Origin of the sequence: Nonomuraea sp. NPDC050153, assembly GCF_044460125.1 — a bacterium.
Lineage (GTDB): Bacteria > Actinomycetota > Actinomycetes > Streptosporangiales > Streptosporangiaceae > Nonomuraea.
This window is the reverse complement of sequence record NZ_JBITJQ010000062.1, coordinates 16,653-34,717: the sequence shown is the minus strand read 5'-3', so window position 1 is coordinate 34,717 and position 18,065 is coordinate 16,653. Positions and strand designations below refer to the sequence as shown.

16 protein-coding genes are annotated in these 18,065 nt (G+C 69.3%); 8 read left to right on the top strand and 8 right to left on the bottom strand.

Annotated elements, in window-relative coordinates; all coding sequences use genetic code 11:
* The first annotated feature begins 106 nt into the window (after positions 1-106).
* The gene (locus tag ACIBQ1_RS60300; RefSeq protein ID WP_397292456.1) at positions 107-625 is read left to right on the top strand and encodes a MerR family transcriptional regulator; all 519 of its coding nucleotides are present in this window, start codon (positions 107-109) and stop codon (positions 623-625) included.
* A 167-nt stretch (positions 626-792) separates the two neighbouring features.
* On the opposite strand, the gene ACIBQ1_RS60295 is transcribed toward ACIBQ1_RS60300, so the two are convergent.
* A complete protein-coding gene (locus ACIBQ1_RS60295; protein WP_397292455.1) occupies positions 793-1,512 on the bottom strand; it encodes a carbonic anhydrase in 720 nt (239 codons plus the stop codon).
* Between the two features lie 482 nt (positions 1,513-1,994).
* On the bottom strand, positions 1,995-2,504 hold the full coding sequence (locus tag ACIBQ1_RS60290; RefSeq protein WP_397292454.1) for a MarR family winged helix-turn-helix transcriptional regulator: 510 nt from the start codon (positions 2,502-2,504) through the stop codon (positions 1,995-1,997).
* A gap of 95 nt (positions 2,505-2,599) precedes the next feature.
* On the opposite strand from ACIBQ1_RS60290, the gene ACIBQ1_RS60285 reads away from it, so the two are divergent.
* Positions 2,600-3,265 carry an FMN-dependent NADH-azoreductase gene (locus ACIBQ1_RS60285; RefSeq protein ID WP_397292452.1) on the top strand — a complete coding sequence of 222 codons (666 nt, stop codon included), beginning with the start codon at positions 2,600-2,602 and terminating at the stop codon, positions 3,263-3,265.
* A gap of 46 nt (positions 3,266-3,311) precedes the next feature.
* Positions 3,312-4,100, top strand: a complete 789-nt coding sequence (locus ACIBQ1_RS60280) for an SDR family NAD(P)-dependent oxidoreductase (RefSeq protein ID WP_397292451.1) — start codon at positions 3,312-3,314, stop codon at positions 4,098-4,100.
* A 130-nt stretch (positions 4,101-4,230) separates the two neighbouring features.
* On the opposite strand, the gene ACIBQ1_RS60275 is transcribed toward ACIBQ1_RS60280, so the two are convergent.
* Complete coding sequence (locus tag ACIBQ1_RS60275; protein ID WP_397292449.1) at positions 4,231-5,511, bottom strand: MFS transporter; 1,281 nt, start codon at positions 5,509-5,511, stop codon at positions 4,231-4,233.
* A 716-nt stretch (positions 5,512-6,227) separates the two neighbouring features.
* On the opposite strand from ACIBQ1_RS60275, the gene ACIBQ1_RS60270 reads away from it, so the two are divergent.
* Both ACIBQ1_RS60270 and ACIBQ1_RS60265 read left to right on the top strand, forming a co-directional pair.
* Positions 6,228-7,532, top strand: coding sequence for a family 43 glycosylhydrolase (locus ACIBQ1_RS60270; RefSeq protein ID WP_397292448.1), 1,305 nt, complete (start codon positions 6,228-6,230; stop codon positions 7,530-7,532).
* Between the two features lie 343 nt (positions 7,533-7,875).
* Positions 7,876-8,577 (top strand): hypothetical protein, encoded by a 702-nt coding sequence (locus ACIBQ1_RS60265; RefSeq protein ID WP_397292447.1) that lies wholly within the window; start codon positions 7,876-7,878, stop codon positions 8,575-8,577.
* A 280-nt stretch (positions 8,578-8,857) separates the two neighbouring features.
* Here ACIBQ1_RS60265 and ACIBQ1_RS60260 read toward each other — a convergent pair whose 3' ends face one another.
* The 5 genes from ACIBQ1_RS60260 to ACIBQ1_RS60240 all read right to left on the bottom strand — a co-directional run bounded on the left by ACIBQ1_RS60260 (position 8,858) and on the right by ACIBQ1_RS60240 (position 14,260).
* Positions 8,858-9,754, bottom strand: coding sequence for an alpha/beta fold hydrolase (locus tag ACIBQ1_RS60260; RefSeq protein ID WP_397292445.1), 897 nt, complete (start codon positions 9,752-9,754; stop codon positions 8,858-8,860).
* Between the two features lie 273 nt (positions 9,755-10,027).
* Complete coding sequence (locus ACIBQ1_RS60255; RefSeq protein ID WP_397292444.1) at positions 10,028-11,215, bottom strand: SRPBCC family protein; 1,188 nt, start codon at positions 11,213-11,215, stop codon at positions 10,028-10,030.
* A 78-nt stretch (positions 11,216-11,293) separates the two neighbouring features.
* Positions 11,294-11,998 carry a TetR/AcrR family transcriptional regulator gene (locus ACIBQ1_RS60250; protein WP_397292442.1) on the bottom strand — a complete coding sequence of 235 codons (705 nt, stop codon included), beginning with the start codon at positions 11,996-11,998 and terminating at the stop codon, positions 11,294-11,296.
* A gap of 203 nt (positions 11,999-12,201) precedes the next feature.
* Positions 12,202-13,185 carry a hydroxyacid dehydrogenase gene (locus tag ACIBQ1_RS60245; RefSeq protein ID WP_397292441.1) on the bottom strand — a complete coding sequence of 328 codons (984 nt, stop codon included), beginning with the start codon at positions 13,183-13,185 and terminating at the stop codon, positions 12,202-12,204.
* A 37-nt stretch (positions 13,186-13,222) separates the two neighbouring features.
* A complete protein-coding gene (locus ACIBQ1_RS60240; RefSeq protein ID WP_397292440.1) occupies positions 13,223-14,260 on the bottom strand; it encodes a LacI family DNA-binding transcriptional regulator in 1,038 nt (345 codons plus the stop codon).
* Between the two features lie 196 nt (positions 14,261-14,456).
* Here ACIBQ1_RS60240 and ACIBQ1_RS60235 point away from each other — a divergent pair, with 196 nt between their 5' ends.
* The 3 genes from ACIBQ1_RS60235 (at position 14,457) to ACIBQ1_RS60225 (ending at position 18,042) form a co-directional block, all read left to right on the top strand.
* Entirely contained in the window at positions 14,457-15,434 is a 978-nt protein-coding gene (locus ACIBQ1_RS60235) for an ABC transporter permease (RefSeq protein ID WP_397292438.1), read from the top strand.
* Positions 15,431-16,315, top strand: a complete 885-nt coding sequence (locus tag ACIBQ1_RS60230; RefSeq protein ID WP_397292437.1) for a carbohydrate ABC transporter permease — start codon at positions 15,431-15,433, stop codon at positions 16,313-16,315. Before ACIBQ1_RS60235 ends, ACIBQ1_RS60230 begins: the two co-directional genes overlap by 4 nt.
* 83 nt (positions 16,316-16,398) lie before the next feature.
* The gene (locus ACIBQ1_RS60225) at positions 16,399-18,042 is read left to right on the top strand and encodes an extracellular solute-binding protein (protein WP_397292435.1); all 1,644 of its coding nucleotides are present in this window, start codon (positions 16,399-16,401) and stop codon (positions 18,040-18,042) included.
* The last annotated feature ends 23 nt before the right edge of the window (positions 18,043-18,065 follow it).

The window sequence follows — 18,065 nt, the reverse complement described above, 5'->3', positions numbered from 1 at the left end:
GGTAAGCCGTATGCGGGAAAACCGCACGTACGGAATTGAAAGGGGGATGGGGAACCGGGCCTTCACGGCACCGCGCCCCTGACTACCAATGGCCACCGACGACTTGATGACCAGGGCACTCGAAACGGTCGGGGACGACGGCCCGCTGTCGGTGGAGGTGATCCACCGCCTCACCGACCTGGCCGACGTGCCCGAGCCGATGATGATCGCTGAGGTCTCCGAGCTCCTCGGCATCTCGCCCCACACGCTGCGCTACTACGAGCGGGCCGGGCTGGTCGAGGTGGCCCGTGACAGCAACGGGCATCGGGTCTACGACGCCCACGCGGTGCGGCGCCTGGTGTTCCTCACCCGGATGCGGCTGTCCGGCATGCCGATGCGCGATCTGCAGGACTACATCTCGCTCGTCGACGCGGGGGAGCACACGGTGCCCGAGCGGCTCGACATGCTGGTCGAGCATCGCGACACCATCCGCCGCCGGATCCGTGAGCTGACCCTTTCCCTCACGGCGATCGAGTACAAGATCACCACGTACGGCGGCGCGACCGGGCCGGACGTTCCGGCCACCGGCGCCGCGACCGAGCGCGCGGCGCTGCCGCAGGAGCGACCGGCACTGCGGGCGGGGTGAGGGACGCCGGCCCAGCGCGGTGTCGGGGTGGAGGCCGGGCTCGCGGCGGAGCCGAGTTCCGTACGACGACCTCGTGCGGAGCCGAGTTTCCGTTCGACGACCTCGGCGGGGGCGCTCAGGCTGGGCGCCCCCGCCGTCGAGGGTGTGCTCGGTGACGCGAGCCCGGGTCAGACGAGGCGGGTGACCGCGCCGGTGTCGATCGAGTAGTACGCGCCGATGACCTTGAGCTCGCCCTTGGCGATGCGAGGCGCGAAGAGCTTGTCCTTCTTGAGCTGCTTGACCACGTCGACGGTGTTGATGCGGATCATCTTGTCGACGTCGCCGCCCGAACGCGTGTAGGCCGAACGCAGGGCTGAGGCGATCGTGTTCAGCTCGCCGGGCAGCTTCTTGTGCTCGTGCAGCGCTTCCGCGGCGGCCGTGACGGCTCCGCAGCGCTGATGGCCGAGCACGACGACGAGCGGGGTGCCGAGTTCGGCCGGACCGTACTCGGCGGCGCCCGTCACCAGCGGGTCGATGGTCTGCCCGGCGGTCCGCACCACGAACAGGTCGCCCAGCCCGGCGTCGAAGACTAACTCGGGGGAGACCCTCGAGTCGATGCACGAGAAGACGACCGCGAACGGGTCCTGCTTCTGCGCCACTTCCTTGCGCCGGTCCGCGTCCTGGTGCGGGTGGGTGGCCGTGCCGTCCACCCAGCGGCGGTTGCCCTCGCGCAGCGTCGCCCACGCCTGGTCCGGGGTGGCGGGTCGCTGGTCGGGGACGGTCCCGTTCGAGGGCTGAGCAGTGCGGGCGAACACGGCGGTGCCCGCGGAGGCCGCGCCGGTCAGGAGACCTCCGGCGGCGATGCCGGCGCGCAGGAGCGCCCGCCGGTTGATCATGTGATTTGGCATGGAACAGGAGTATGCGCCGGTCTTATGGCGGCGCGCCAGAATTTGTAACGCTCATCACATGAGATGTCGCACATCGTCATGCCCGGCTGGGTTCGCCCCCGTTTTGGGTGGCGAGGATGAGGCCGGTGCCGGCCTCGTGGCGGCCGGACGCGGACGGCGGCGCACACGGCACAGCGCCACCCCCTGAGCCGAGGGCGGCGTTTCCCTCGTCCTCAAGGGCGTCTTCGGGGCGGAAGCCCCGGAATGCAAGGAGAGCGGAAGGGCTAGGACCAGACCGGCGCCCCGCGAAGGGGCACTCCGGTTCCAAAAGGGTGAGAAGGAAGCCCTCCCATGGCCTTGCGCGTGCAACGGTATCAGGTGAGCACGGGTTCGCGCAGAGCGTTAAGGGCTCGGGGCGGGTCGGAACTCGCACGAAGGCGCGGCACCATCGTCAGGCGGGCTCGGGGGCGTGCGGCCGTCCGTCGAGGGGTCTGAAGACAAGGTCAGGCTTGGTCGGGCGCGCACGCGGTTTCGTGTGGCCGCCCGTCCTCGACTCTCGCGATGGGCTCGCCGACAAGATGCCGCAACGCGCTCTGCAGGCCGGTCCGAGCCGAAGGGGTGAGACTGGCCAGGAGCTGGTCTTCGATCGCCTCGATGTCGCCGCGGGCGGCTTTGAGCGCATGGGTGCCTTCGGGGGTGACCTCGATGATCCGGGCCCTGCGGTCGGCGGGGTCCGGCCGGCGGCGTACCAGGCCCGTGCTCTCCAGCTCGTCGAGGATGAGGACCAGCTTGCTCTTGTCGACCGACACGGCCTGGGCGAGGGCGAGCTGGGTGCGGGCGGGGGCGTCGACGATCGCCATCAGAACCGTGTAGCCCCACAACGTCATTCCGTGCTCCCGCACGACTGCGGTCTCGGCTGTGGCCAGGCCCTGCTTCAGCCGCGCGAACACCCAGTGCAGGTCCTGGTGCAACCAGCCGCCGGACGAGCCCTCGGGGGCGTCAGAGATGGCCATGCCAGCATGATAGCAAGCAGAGATGTTCTTGACTTAAGACTATCTTGTTCTATATTGATTGCGATTCCAGATCATCTCGAATGTGAGGCAATCTTGTGACGCATCTTCTGCATCTGGACGCCAGCGGACGCAGCGACTCCTTCTCGCGCAGGCTCGGGAAGGCCTTCGTGGCCGACTGGCGGGCCACCCATCCGACCGGGATCTACACCTATCGCGACCTGGTGAAGGACCCGGTGCCGCCCATCGACGAGGAACGTGTCGACCTCGCCACCCGGTCATCCGTGAACGGGGTGCGCGACATCGAGGCCATGGACCAGGTGGCCGCGAGCGCCCCCGGGCCGGCCAGGAGCTGGGCGGCGACCCGCCCGCTGGTGGAGCAGCTCCTCGCGGCCGACGTCCTGCTCCTGGGCGTGCCGATGTACAACTTCACGGTGCCCGCCGCGCTCAAGGCGTGGATCGACCGCGTGACCCTGCCCTGGCTCCCGCTCAAGGGAAAGTCGGCCGTGGTGCTGAGCGCGCGCGGCGGGGGCTACGGGCCCGGCACGCCCCGCGAGCAGTTCGACTTCCAGGAGCCCTACCTGCGCGCCTACTTCTCCGTGCTCGGGCTGGACGACGTGGAGTTCGTCCATGCCGAGCTCACGCACGCCACGGTCATGCCCTTCCTCGCGCAGTTCCGCGAGCAGCACGAGGTCTCCCACGCCGCGGCGCTCGACGCGGTGCGCACCCTGGCCACCCGGGTGGGCGCCGAGACGCCGTCCTGACCGTGACTCCCTACCCGATCAGCGAAGACAAGAGGACAACCACACCATGAACACAGATCTCAACGGCCGCGTGGTCCTGATCACCGGCGCGTCGACCGGGATCGGCGCCGCGACCGCCCGCGCCTACGGACGCGAGGGCGCCCGCGTGGCGATCACCTACCGCAACAACCCCGACCGCGCCGAGAAGGTGGCCGCCGACGTCGAGGCCTCGGGCGGGCAGGCGTACGTCGTCCGCCTCGACCTCGAAGACCTCCCCGCCGTCGACCGCGCCGTCGCGACCGTCGTCGAGCACTGGGGCGGGATCGACGTCCTCGTCGCCAACGCCGTGCGCTGGGGCGGCGACGGCCCGCCCGATCCCGGCCTCCGGTTCGAGGACGTGCCGCTGCACGAGTGGGACGCGATGATCAGCGCCAACCTGATCGGAACGGCGGCCTCCGTCCGCGCGGTCCTGCCGGGCATGCGCGCCAAGGGCTGGGGCCGGATCGTGCTGATCTCCTCGAGCGTCGCGGAGGAGGGCCTGCCCGGTCCGGGCCCGTACGGCACCGCCAAATCGGGCCTGTACGGACTCGCCCGCAGCTTGGCCTGGAACGGCGGCCGGGACGGGATCCTGGCCAACGTCGTGGCGCCGGGCTTCACCCTGACCGACAGCCGCCCGGACATTCCGGCGTTCGTCACCGACGCCCTCGCCGCCGCCACTCCCACCCGCAGGCTCTCCACCTCCGACGACGTGGCCAACCTCATCGTCTTCCTGGGCTCGGGAGCCAACGGCAACCTCACCGGTGAGGTGATCCGGGACGGCTCCGCCGCCGCACGCGCACCACACATCGGCGGATAGCAGGCCGCTCCCCGCAGGGGGGGCGCGCCCGGCCGCCGCACTGCGGCGGCCCGGAGCTGAGCTGAGCGTTCAGGGAGGAGAGGAAGATCGCTTCCCAGGTCACCCAGCCGTCCGCGCCCGGGGTTGCTCGCTAGCCTGAGGTGACCTCGTCGATGGGCCGGTTGAGCACGTACAGGCCCTTGGCGATCATGGTGCTCACCGCGATCGACGCCAGCACCCCGGCGAAGACCATCGTCGCCGCCACCGGGCCGAAGACCGACGCCAGGACACCGGCCCCGAGGGCGCCGACCCACCGGATCGACCAGGCCCCGAAGTTGATCGCGCTGGAGACCCGCCCCATCAACGCGTCCGGGATGGTCCGGGCCTCATAGGTGGCCAGGACGACGTTGATCGGCCCGGCCAGGAACATCATCAGCGACATGAGCCCGCCGATCAGCCATGGGTGCGGCGCGAACGCGATTCCGACGGCCACGGCGGCCGTCAACCAGGACGAGAAGATGGCGAGCAGCCGCCCTGGCACCCGCCGGGTGATCCATCCGGACAGCAACGACCCGGCGAGCCCGCCCACCGCGCCGAGGGAAGTGACCGCGCCGACGAGCACGGGGCTGCCGCCGTCGTCGTGCACCAACACGACGACCAGGAGGAACAACCCGCCGTTGCAGGCGTTGGCGACCGCGATCCACACCGTCATGAACCGCAGGTAGGCGTGGCCGAGGATGAAGCGGAAGCCGTCGGCGATGCTCGCGAGGATCGGTTCCCGGGGCTCGTTCTCGTCCAGGTCAGGGCCGAGGGGGCGGCGGATCAGCAGCACGCCCGCCGCGCTGACGAGGAAGGAGAGCACGTCGACCAGGAACGGCACCGCCCGCGCCAGCCCGAACAGGAACCCTCCGGCGGACGGCCCGGCCAGCCTGATCGCCATGGTCCGCCCCTGCATGAGCGCGAACGCGGTCGGCAACTGGTGCTCCGGCACCACCCGGCGCAGCGCGGCGAACTTCGCCCCACCGGACAGCCCTCCAGCCAGGCCCTGCACGAACCCCACCGCGGCGATGTGCGGGATGGTGACGCCGTCGAGCGCCACCGCGACCACCACCGTGCTCACGGCGGTCGCCTGCACGAGCGGTCCGGCCAGCATGATCGTGCGACGCGGGAAGCGGTCGGCGAGCGCCCCGCCGATCAGCAGGGTGACCAGGAGACCGATGTTGGCGGCAGCCTCGACCGCGCCGGCTCCCGCCGCCGAACCGGTCACTGCGAGGACCAGCAGCGGGTAGGCGACGACCGACAACGCGCTGCCGAACTCCGAAACGGTCTCGCCGAGCCACCAGCCGGTGTAGTCACGATTGCGGAACAGCAGCCCTGGGCGGCGAGCCGGCTTGTCGGAGATCTGCTCGGTCGCGTCGTCAGCAGGCGTCATGGGCAGTCCTCATCGTGGGTGGTCGATCGGCCTGGCGTTTCATGGGGGAGCGTGCATGCCAGATCTCGCCGAGATCCGACTCCGTTCGATGATCAACGGGTCGGAAAAGTTGCGGCGGCCACCACACCACCCGCTTCCGGCCCATGCCCCCGCCCGCCGCAAGCCGGGCTCTGCCTGGGCCGAGCTGCCGCACCCCAGCCGCCACCGGCACCGATCCGGCAGAACACGTGCGCAAGAGAAGGCCCGGCCGATGGTGACGGCGGGGGTTGGCGAAGCTGGTGGCGGAGATGAACCAGTATGCCGCCCCGATGTAGCCGCCCACCGCCAGCGGGGTGACGGCCGTACGACCCGACCGGGTCAGACAGAAGATCACCAGCACCAGGCCGGAGGTCGCGACCACGTCGCCGAGCCACAGAGGCGCGCTCGATCGCTGGGTGCCGACAGGGAGACCACGGGCTTGTCGAACATCGCGTTGGCCGGGCACCGCACCGCCGATGGCGCCCAGCACCTGGGCGGCGACGTAGCCGCCGGACAGGCCGCCGTCCGCTCTTCGCCAACAGTCGGCCGGCGACACCACCGGGTTGCAGTGGGCGCCGGAGACCGCGAGCTACTGGTCTGACAGCGGGATCAGTATTTCTTGACTGAAATCCAAAGAATCTCTTCTCCGTGGCTCCGGAATGGCCTATACCCATGAGTACAGATGATCGGAGGTCCCCATGCGGCTGCTCGGCCGGCTCTTCCTCGTGTTCACCACGACCGCGCTCTGCCTGCCTGCGGCCGGTGCGGAGCCGGCGGCAGCCGCCGTGGCCCCGACGGCCCTGATTCGCGCCGACTTCCCCGATCCGGACCTCATCCAGGTCGGCTCCACCTTCTACGCCTACTCCACCAGCAGCGGGGCCGGGCGTATCCCGGTCGCCAGCGCCTCGTCCGCCACCGGCCCGTGGACCGTACGCGGGGACGCGCTGCCCGCCAAACCGTCCTGGGCGGGCAACGGCGGGTTCTGGGCGCCCGACGTCTCCCGGCTCCCTGACGGCCGCTACCTGATGTACTTCACCGGCCCCAGCGCCGCCGCCGGGCGCATGTGCATCGGCGCCGCGACCTCGGCGAACCCCCTTGGCCCCTTCCAACCGGCCGGCAGTTCACCGCTCGTCTGCGACGCGGGCGAGGGCGGCGACATCGACCCGTCGAGCTTCGTCGACACCGACGGCAAGCGGTATCTGCTCTACAAGAACGACGGCAACGCCGTCGGCCGGCCCACCGTTCTGTGGCTGCAGCAGGTCGGCGCGGACGGCGTCACCTTCGTCGGCGGCCGCACCGAGCTCATCCGCAACGACCGGCCCGAAGAAGCCGGGGTGATCGAGGCTCCCGTGCTCGTCAAGCGGTCCTCCCAGTACGTGCTCTTCTACTCGGCGGGTTCCTACGCGGGCAACAGCTACTTCACCAGCTACGCCGTGTCCCCGTCGCTCACCGGGCCCTACACCAAGGCGTACCGGCCGCTGATGACGACGGCCACCTTCGACGGCGCCGTTCAGGGCCCCGGCGGGACCGACGTGCTCGGAAGCCGTGTCTTCTTCCACGGATGGGTGGGCAACGCGCGTCACCTGTACACGGCGGAGCTGGGCTGGGCCGACGACTACCCGGTCGTCCGCGGCAGCCGGGTACGGTACGAGGCCGAGCGCGGCACGCTCAACCATGCCGAGGTCCGTACCGGCGCGGCCGGAGCGTCACAGGGAGCCGTCGTAGCCAAGATCGACTATGCGGACAGCTGGGTCGACGTCCGGGTGTCCGCGCCGGTCGCCGGGGCCTACACCGCGTACGTGGCCTACGCCGCCGGTTACGGCGACGCGCAGCACCTGGTGACGGTGAACGGGGGCACGCGGTTCACGCTGAGCTATCCCAACCGCGGCTGGGACAACTGGACGCAGGTGCCGGCCCAGCTCACGCTGAACGCCGGGTGGAACACCTTGCGCTTCCAGTATCAGGCGCGTTGGGCGGAACTGGACCACATCGAGATCGCCTGATTCGTGGGCATCGACAACGTGGTACATCACCGGGATCGAGCTCGTCGTAGACGGGGGATCGCGCCCGGCTTTGCATGAGCAGCGGCGTTCCGGTCGTCGCCGTCCGCCACCGCTGGGCGGAAGGCGGTGGGCGCCACCGGCTTGGCGTGAGCCGACGCCGCATGATCTGCGAGACAGATTCAACCAACCGTACCTCGGTGGCTGGAATCAACTGGAGTGCGGCGGCAGCCGAATATGAGTAGGGGGTACTCAGGTCCGGCGGTGGGCTGCGGGTCAGGATGCGATCACGGGGTCGGGAGTGCCCGCCCGCGATCTGTTCTTTGATCCCTCCTGGAGGAAGACCATGCTCACACGTTCCGGCAGGCTCGCGGCGATGACCGCATCGGGATGCCTGGCGATGTCGGTGCTGGGGGTTACGGGGGCCGGTGCCGAGACCGCGTTCGCCCCTGACACCTGCGCCGGCGGGTACGTCTGGCGCGGCGCGCGGTCCAGCGACCACGTCTGCGTGGACCCGTCCGTACGCGACCGGACGCGGTCGGAGAACGCCTCCGGCGTCTGGCACGCGTGCACGACCGGGTTCGTCTGGCGGGAGGCGTACACCGGTGACCACCGGTGCGTGGTCCCCAGCTCTCGCACCCAGGCGCGGCGGGACAACGGCAGCGCGGCCCGCAGGCTCGCCTGGGTCATCATGATGAAGCGCAACCACGCCGGGAACGGGCCCTCGTGCGATGGTGAAACCTGCTCCACCACCAACGAGGGGCCGTACCAGACCGTGGGCGTCCGCGGCTACTACCTGACGCCGGGCACCCAGGTCACCGTCCAGGTCAAGCGCGCCTCGGATGACCGAGTGCTGTGGCAGGGCCGTGCCACGGCGCAGTCGGGCGGTAACGGACCGGCGGGCAGCTACTCGGTCGACACGGGGCGGGTCCTGTGCGGTGGCAGCTCGTTCGCGTCGCCGCTCACCGCGTACGTGGTGGTGCGCGGCGACGGCGGGCAGTGGTCGCCGCGCGTGCCGATCGCCTGGCGGTCCTGCGGACTGGTGTGATCAGGGGCGCAGGCCATCGAGCTCGATCAGCGAATACCACTGCGTCGCTTGACCGCAGCTCGGGGCGCGTAACTCACTATTCGAGCGGTACACCCTCAGCCCGGCCACGGTGAAGACGTCGGGTGCATCCTGCTGGATCTGCGGTCCGTGGTGTTCGCTTACGAGCTCGCCCCGGCTTCCCCGCCGCTCGCCAGGCGTGACACGAGGGCTCGACGCCACCGGAGGACGCCTCGTGTCCGGAGGATTGAATGCCCGGACCCGAGGTTGCTCCTGTTTGTCGTTAGAAGGGCAGTTTGTCGAGGATGGCGGCCACCTCGGCCGCTCTGAACAGGAACCCCGCGTGGGACGTGTCGAGGGTGTGAACCTCGTACGGATTGTCAGGGGTCAGGGCGTCCGCTTCGGCGATCAGCCTGTCCTGCATGGCCACCGGAAGGGTTCGGTCGTCGGTAAGTCGAATGTAGGTGCGGGCGATCGTGCCCCAGGTGTCGGCGTGAACGCGGGCGTCGGCCGTCATCACCGCGATCGACTCGTCCGGCTGCAGGATGTTGAGGAAGGCACGGAACTGTTCGTCGGTGACGTCCGCCATGATCGCCGCCTTGAGGTCGGCGAGCAGCGTGGGCTCGGCGGTACGGTAGTTGGCCCGGCCGACACCGAGTCGGGACGGGTCTCCGACGTTGAACGCGTGGAGAGGGGCCAACAGGTTGGCTTCGAACTCGGGCTCCTGCATGTACTCGATGGGGTTGGCCCGTTGCACGCACGACCAGGCGGAGATGTAGACGAGGCGATCCACCAGTTCGGGGATCGTGTTGCCTACCCCGGTGATGGCCGTCCCCCCGAGGCTGGCGCCCACGAGCACCACGGGCCCGTGCTCCGCCACGCGGCGGACGACGTCGACGACCACGTCGATGTTGTCCTGCAGCGTGACGCCGGCCAACGTCGATGGCTCGCTCGCCCAGGCGTCGAGATCCTGTGGGGCCTGGTAGGCGACCGGGTACTGCGCGTCAAGGCCATGGCCCGGCAGGTCGACAGCGAGGCTGCGGTGGCCGAGCAACGCGAGTTCGCGCTGGATGGGGGCCCACATGAACGAACTGGAGCCGGAACCGTGGACCAGCACGAAGGTAGGAGCAGCATCGGACGTGCGCTGGGCGTTCGATGGGTTGCTGGAGGTCGATGACATATAGATCAGTCTGATCGGATTGAGGCACGGCAAACACGCCTGATGCCGAAAGTGGGCGTAAAACCGCTGATGGTGAGAATGGCGAGTCGAGCACGCGCAGGTGCGGCGATGACACAGGTGCCCGGCGCGGCGCTGTCCCAACCTCTGGCGGCCACCGCAAACAGGGCACGCCTGGTACCGCGACAACCGCCGAAGCCCGGCTCCGGTCCGGCCGGTCGCAGCGCGCAAGCCACACCCGGCCGCGCTGTCGCAGGCCGCGACATGGCCGCTCCTTCAGGCGGTGAGGGTGGGGACGGCTTCCTCGTGATCGCGCCCGGTGCCGGAGCCCGCCACACACGACCGGTAGGCGTCGAGGACCAGGCCGTGGAAGTGGTGCACGCCGTGCTCGGACAGCCCTGAGCCGGCCGGGTCGCAGACGATGCGGCCCTGGTCGAAGGCGGGAGTGCTCATGCCGCGCTGAACGCTCTCCACGAGGGAGATGTCCTGCTCCTGCAGCACCTTGTCGATGTACGTCACCGACTGGACCTCGGCGCCGGTGAGCTCGGCCGTTTCGAAGTAGAAGTCCCAGGTCTCCAGGGTCCGGTCGGGGCCGGCCGGAACGACCTGGAAGACCATGAAGTTGCCGCGGCCCGGGTATCGCAGCAGACAGGTGTTGGGCCAGAGCCACCACACCGCGTGCTGGGTGACCGACGCATCTGAGACGTCGTACGCCGCGTTCTCGTGCTTGCCGGCCTCGGCGAAGTGGCTCGACCAGATGCCGTGGGTCTTCACCTCGTAGGTGTCCATGTCGACGAGGTCGACGAATTCCTTGTGGGCGATGTGACAGTGGTAGCACTCCAGGAAGTTGTCGATGACGTTCTTCCAGTTGCTCCTGACGTCGTACGTCAACCGCTCGGCGTGGGTCAGCCGGGCGACGTCGGGGGCCCACCGGGCGATGTCGGCCGCCAGGTCCCCGGCCTGCTCGCCCAAAGGAGCGGCGCCCGGGTCCAGGTTGACGTAGACGAACCCGCCGAACTCCTCCACCCGCACCTGGTCGAGGCAGATCTCGCTCTTGTCGAAGGACTCCATCCTCTCGGCGCGACGAGCCGCCTTCAGTCGCCCGTCGAGACCGTAGGTCCACGCGTGGTAGGGACAGACGATGTTGCGCGTGGTGCCAGAGCCCGTGAGCAGCTCATGGGCGCGGTGTTTGCAGACGTTGTAGAACGCGCGCAGCGCTCCGTCACGATCGCGGACGATCGCGATCGGCATGCCGGCCACGACGGCCGACACGTAGCTGCCCGCCGGCTCGAGCTTCTCCACGTGGCAGATCCACTGCCAGGTCCGGGCGAAGATCGCCCGAAGGTCGACCTCGAGCCACAGCGGGTCCGTGTACGCCTCCGACCGCAGAGACATCGATCGTTCGGGGCTCTCGTGGAACCCCATACCGACGCGGCGTACGTCTTCCGCAGTGACTGATGCCATGGCGGGAGCGTACGACGGGTTGGACGATCGTTCAATGCATCACTGGACGTTCGTTCAAAGTCGCCCCGGGGCGACCGGTCAGTCGGCGAGCGCGATCTCCTCGCAGCGGGTGACGCTCCTTCTGATCGAGGCGCGGTCGAGCCCCAGCAGGGCGGTGAGCCACAGGCCGTTCTGGAGGACGTCGATGTCGGCGGCCCGCTTGCCGCACTCGCCGCGCGACAGTCCGGGCCGGGCCGCGCGGATGAGGGCGGCGAGCCCGGCGCGGTAGCGTTTCTGGGCCACCGTGTTGATGCGCTCGAAGTCCTCGTGCACCCGGGCGAGAGCCCAGAGCTGGAGTCGCAGGGACAGGTACTCCGTCGTCAGGAACTCCGGGTCGGCCACTCGCTTGAGCGCGGCGCGCAGCCGCTCTTCCGGCTCCAGGGTGAGGTCCGGCTCGACTATCGCGATGTCTTGCTCCTCGATGCGGTGCAGGGCCGCCCGGATCAGGCTCGTCTTGTCCTCGTAGTAGTAGTTGACCAGACCCAGCGAGACCCCGGCTTCGCGTGCGACGGCCCGCATGCTGACGCCGGATATGCCCTGCACGGACAGGAGCCGAAGCACCGCCTCAAGGATCCGCGCCTGCCGGTCGACCTTCACATCGGCGTCCGCCGCGCGCACGGACCTCGGGCTCACATCCACGACCTCAGTATCCGGCAGGATGCCGGGGTTGGTGACGGGGTCCGCGCGCCGGTCGGGGACGATGGTCCAGCGGATCGGCCCGACCGGTTGGTCCTGCTCTCGCATGCGGCTTGAACTGCATGGATGGCGTTTTAGGCAAGCGCAACGTCCGACTCGCGACGGGGTCCCGCGCGGCGGGCCATCGGATCGAGGAGTGGCGCGGGCCGGCCTCCCGCTTCGACAAGACGCCCGACGTCTCCCAACTCCCCTGCCAGTCAGGACGACCGCGGCGCTGCTCGTCGCCACTCTCAAAACCAGCTCGCCCGTTTCTAGGCGATGCGGGCGAGGTCCCGCATATGGATCGGGTACGCCGGAGGCAGCCCCTTCGCGTACCGCTCGAGTTCGTCGAGGGCAGCCTCGGCGAGGCGATGGACCTCCGTGCCCATGGCTCCGGCGATGTGCGGCGTGAGCTGCACGTTGGGCAGCCCGAACAGCGGTGAGTCGACCGGCAGTGGTTCGGGGTCGGTGACGTCGAGGATCGCGCTGAGCCGCCCGCTCACGCATTCGGCGGTGAGCGCGCCGGTGTCGATCAGGCTGCCTCGGGCGGTGTTGATGACCGTGGCGTGGTCGGGAAGCAGAGCGAGGCGGTCGGCGTTCAGCAGGTTCCGGGTCTCGGGCAGTGACGGCGCGTGCAGGGTCACGATGTCGCTGCGGCGCAGCAGGTCGGGCAGTGGAACGAGGGTCGTGCCGAGGGCCTGGGCGTCCGCCTCGGTGGCGTAGGGGTCGCTCGCGAGCACGGTGAGGTCGAAGGCCCGCAGCAGGTGCGCCACACGCCGGCCGGTGTGCGACAGGCCGACGATGCCGACGACGCGACCGTAGTTCGACCCGGCGGTCACGCGTTCGCGCCACGCGGAGTCGGAGCCCTGCCGCCGGTACGCCTCGGCGAAGGCGCTCACGCGTTTGCCGCTGTGCAGGATCGCGGCGAGGGTGTATTCCGCGACCGGCATCGCGTTGGCGTTGGCCGCGGAGGTGACGAGGATTCCGCGTTCCCAGCAGGAGGCGTCGGTCAGATGCGTCTTGACGGTGCCGGCCGCGTGCAGCACGGCGCGCAGATGGGGAGCGGCATCGAGGACCTCGCCGGTCAGGAGCGGACACCCCCAACCTGTGATCATGACTTCGATCTCGCGGAGTCGGGCGCGGCTTGCCGGTGAGCCGAGCTCGGTCAGCGGTTCGGGGCGGTCGAGCCGGGCGAGGGCGTGCAGTCGCTCGAATCGTGCGGCGTCGAAAAGCTGGCGGATGGTGGGTTCGGACATGACCAGTGCTGTCACGGGCCGGCGGGTCATCATGCTCCTATTCGGTGGTGGCTGCGATCGCGACGCTGTCCCGCACGACGACGTGAGTGCCGAGCACGACCCGCTGGTCGACGGTGTCCGGCGCCATCGCCATCGTGGCGGCGAGCCGGCCCAGCTCCCGGGCGGGAATGTGCACGGTGGTCAGTCCGAGATCGGCGGCGAAGGCGGCGTCGTCGAACCCCACGACCGAGATGTCCTCGGGCGTGCGCAGCCCGGCCTCTCGCAGGGCTTGCAGGACGCCGCTCGCGACGTGGTCGGTGTGGGCGAACACGGCGGTGAAGTCCGGCGGCCCGGCCCGCAAGATGTCGCGCATGCGGGCGTAGCCGGTCTCGCGGCTCCACGCGGGGCCCGCCTCCAGCCGGGGGTCGAGGTCGCCGCCGAGATCGGCCAGGGCACGGCGGTATCCGTCCCGCCGCCGCACAGTGGTGCTGTGGTCCTGCTGGCCGCTCAGGAGCAGGATGCGGCGATGGCCGCGCGACAGCAGATGGCTGGTCGCGGCGTACGCGCCGCCCTCGTTGTCGTACTCGACCACGCCGGCGGGGACATCCGGGCCGAGCGGGGGGCGGGCGCACAGCACCAGACGTGAGCCGGTCTGCGCGAGGGAGGCGGCGAAGGCGCTGGTCTGGCGCACGTATTCCGGGGTTTCGGTGACGGCGCCGATGAGGACGATGGCCGGCGAGTGCTGGGCGCTCATCTGCCGCAGTACCTGCAGCTCGCGATCGGGGTCGCCGCCGGTGGTGCCGATCAGGCAGAACCGGCTGGCGTCGGCGAGGGTGCTGGCGATGCTCTGGACCAGGCTCATGAGGAAGCCGTCGTCGAGCATCCGGACCACGATCGCGATCGTGCCGGCGTCCTGGCGGATCAGCGCGCGGGCGTGCGGATTGGCGACGTAGTCGAGGTCGCGGACCGCGCGCATGACCTTGTCGCGGGTCTCCGGCGCCGGCGGATAGCTGCCGTTGAGGATGCGTGACACGGTGGACACCGAGACGCCCGCTCGGGCCGCCACGTCGCGGATGCTCGCCCGCCCGTTCTCCATGCCGTGATCTACCTCCGTGCGCGGTTACCGCTTTGTTAAAAGGCTTTAATCCGGAGCCTAGCGCGTGCTCGCGCCGTTGGTCCAGTGGGTGGGCTCTATCGGCCCGTTTGTGAAGCTTGGGTATTGACGTGAGAGTGAAACCCTTTTAACGTGCCGAGAACCAAGCGACATTACGTAGCTGTTTCCAGGAGGCATCGTGGCCGTCACCCTCGCTGACCGGCGGACGGACGATCCGCCCACCGGCGCGGCCGAGTCCGCGCGCCGGCGCGGCGGCGGCCGGCGGCAGCGGCTGCGCCGCAGCCGCCTCTTGCTGCTCATGATGGCACCGGGAGTGCTGTACTTCCTGGTGTTCCACTACGTCGCGCTGCTGGGCAACGTCATCGTCTTCCTCGACTACCAGCCGTTCGCGGGCATCGCGAACAGCCCCTGGGCCGGCCTGGACAACTTCCGGACGCTGTTCGCCGACCCCGACTTCTGGCAGGCGGCGTTCAACACGATCAGCCTCGCCACGCTGCAGCTGATCTTCTATTTCCCGGTGCCGGTGGCCCTGGCGCTGCTGCTGCACAGCCTGACCCGAGGGTGGGTGCGCAAGGCGGTCCAAAGCATCGTCTACCTGCCCCATTTCATCTCATGGGTGATCGTCGTCGCGCTGTTCCAGCAACTGCTCGGTGCGGCGGGCGTCCTCAACGGGCTGTTCGCCGACAACGGCTACCACCTGGTGAACGTCTTCAGCGAGCCGTCGTTGTTCAAGCCACTGATGATCGCCGAGCTGATCTGGAAGGACTGCGGCTGGGGCACGATCATTGTGCTGGCCGCCCTGCACAACGTGGACGATCAGCTCTACGAGGCCTCCGCGATCGACGGCGCGGGGTGGGGCCGGCGGCTGTGGCACGTGACCCTGCCGTCCTTACGACCCGTCCTCGTCCTGCTGCTGATCCTGCGGCTGGGCGACATCCTGAGCGTCGGCTTCGACCAGGTCCTGCTGCAGCGCGACGGGTTCTCGCCCGGGGTCGCGGAGGTCCTGGACACCTACACCTATTACCACGGGGTGGTCGACGGCAGCTGGGGACCAGCCGCCCTGGCCGGCATCTTCAAGGGCCTCGTCGGCCTGGTCCTGATCGTCGTGGCCAACAAGGTCGCGCACCGGCTTGGCGAGGAAGGAGTCTACCGATGACACGTCCGGTCTGGATGGAGCCGCCCCGGCTGAGCACCAAGGCGGCGAAGGCCGTCGCGGTGATGACCACGGTGGCGCTGGTGATCATCCCGTTCTGGGTGGTCGTCGCCACCAGCTTGTCGCCCGACATGCAGGTGATCCGCAACGGCGGCTGGTCGATCTGGCCCGAGCAGGTGACGCTGGACGCGTACCGGCGGCTGTTCGGTTCCGGGGTGATCTCGCACGCGGTGCTCGTCTCCGCCGTGGTCACGCTCGTGGGCACCACGGTGAGCCTCACCGCCACCGTGCTGATGGCGTACGCGCTGGCCCGGCCGAGCGTCTTCGGCGGTAAGCCGATCATGCTGGGCGTCCTGCTCACCTTCCTGTTCCCGCCGGCGATCATCCCCAGCTTCCTGGTCGTCAGCAACCTGGACCTGCGCAACCACTACGCGGCGCTGATCGCCCCGGTGCTGATCAGCTCCTTCAACCTGGTCATCATGCGGGGCTACTTCCAGGGCCTACCGGCCCAGCTGTCGGAGAGCGCCCGCATCGACGGAGCCGGCGACGGCCGCGTGCTGTGGCACGTCGTACTTCCGCTGTCCAAAGCGATCATCGCGGTGGTCGGCTTCTACTACGCGGTCGGCTACTGGAACAGCTTCTTCAACGCCATGCTCTACCTCGACGACCAGTCCACCTGGCCGCTGCAGCCGATGCTGCGGCAGATCGTCATGCTCGGGGCCAACCCCGACACGTCGATCGCGGCCGGGGCCGGGGCCAGCGTCGCCCCACAGACCACGACCATGGCCACCGTCGTGGTCGCGGTGCTGCCGATTCTCGCGGTCTATCCGCTCGTGCAGCGCTTCTTCACCAAAGGCGTGCTCACCGGCGCGATCAAGGGCTGACCTGGCCGGACGGCCCACCCCATGCACACCTTCCGCGCCCAACGCGGACCGCACAACCCCCCCCGGAAGGGAAAGCGCTTGCCATGGACATCTCCCGGAGATCGCTGCTCAGACTGACCGGCGGCGTCGCGCTCGCCTCCGCCGTACCCAGCCTCGCCGCCTGCGGCGACGGCCCGGGCGTATCGGTGGGAAACGCAGGCAAGAGTCTCGCCCCGCTCCCCGCCCACATCCCGATCAACCTGGTGAAGCCGGACCTGCCTGGCACCGCCCAAGGCGTCCAGGACGCCTTCCTGACCTATCCACAGAAGCCGGCCCAGACCGTCGACGGCAAGCCGGGCGACGGCTCGGTCGTCACCTGCATGGTCATCACCTACGGCACGGCGCCGTCCCCGGCCGCGAGCAACAAGCTGTGGACCGCGATCAACGAGGCACTCGGGGTGGACCTGCGCCTCACCCTCGTCCCGGCGGCCGATCTCAACGCCAAGTACGCCACCATGATGGCCGGCGGCGACCTGCCTGACATCATCGCCACCATCGACCTGGCGATGTCCAACGCACTGCAGTTCACCCAGGCCAAGTGTGCCGATCTGACCGAGTACATCTCCGGTGACGCGATCAAGGAGTACCCGAACCTGGCCAACCTGCCGACGATCGCATGGCAGAACGTCGGTCGAATCGGCGGCCGCCTGTACGGCATCCCGGTGCCCCGGCCCCAGCTCGCCGGCGTGATGTTCGGCAACAGGGAGAAGCTCGAGGCGGCCGGCATCAAGATGGGGCTCGGCGTGTCCACGGCCCAGTTCGCCGAGGGCCTGGCCAGGCTCGCCACCAGCAAGCAGTTCCCGTTGGGCGGCAACAACTTCAGCGAGAACATTCACCTCGGCGCGGCCGGTGTCCCCAGCAACTGGGTGCTCGCCGACGGCGGCGCGTTCACCAGCCGCTACCAGAACCCGGTCTACCCGGAGGTGCTGCAGCGGCTGCGCGACTGGTACGCCAAGGGCTACTTCTACCCGGACCTGCTGAGCACCCAGGCGACCCAGGCGAACACGTTCTTCATGAACGGCACGACGCTGACCATGGGCGGCGGCATCGGCGGCTACCCGGGAATGATCTCCGGGGTCGGCGACGCCTTTACCGTCGACTTCGTCCGCCCGTACGGCGACAACCCGACTCCGTGGCTGGGCAGCGGGGTGTTCTCCAACAGCGGCCGCGGCGGCTTCACCGCCCTGAAGAAGGCGTCGCCGGAGCGCGTCAAGATGCTGCTGCGAGTGCTGAACTTCCTGGCCGCGCCTTTCGGCAGCAAGGAGTACGAGCTGATCAACTACGGTGTCGCCGGGGTGCATTTCACCACCGGCACCGAGGGCGACCCGTTGCCCACCGCGCTGGCCACCACCGGCGGCGAGAACAAGACGAACCTGCCCCTGCAGTACATCGCGGCCGCTCCGTACGTGCTCTACCTGCCTGGCAACCCCGACGCCACCCGCCGCAGCCACCAGGCCCAGCAGGAGATCGTCCCCATCGGCATCGCCGACCCGTCTTACGGCCTGGTCTCGCCGACCCAAGCCGCGAAGGGCACCAAGCTCAACCAGCAGATCATCGACGTGACCAACGCGATCATCTCGGGCAAGCGCCCGGTGTCGGACTGGAGCGGGGCCGTCTCGCAGTGGAAGTCCCAGGGTGGCGACGCGATCGCCAAGGAGCTCGCCGAGCAGTACGCGGCCAACCACTGACCCACCGCATCGCCGGCCACCTG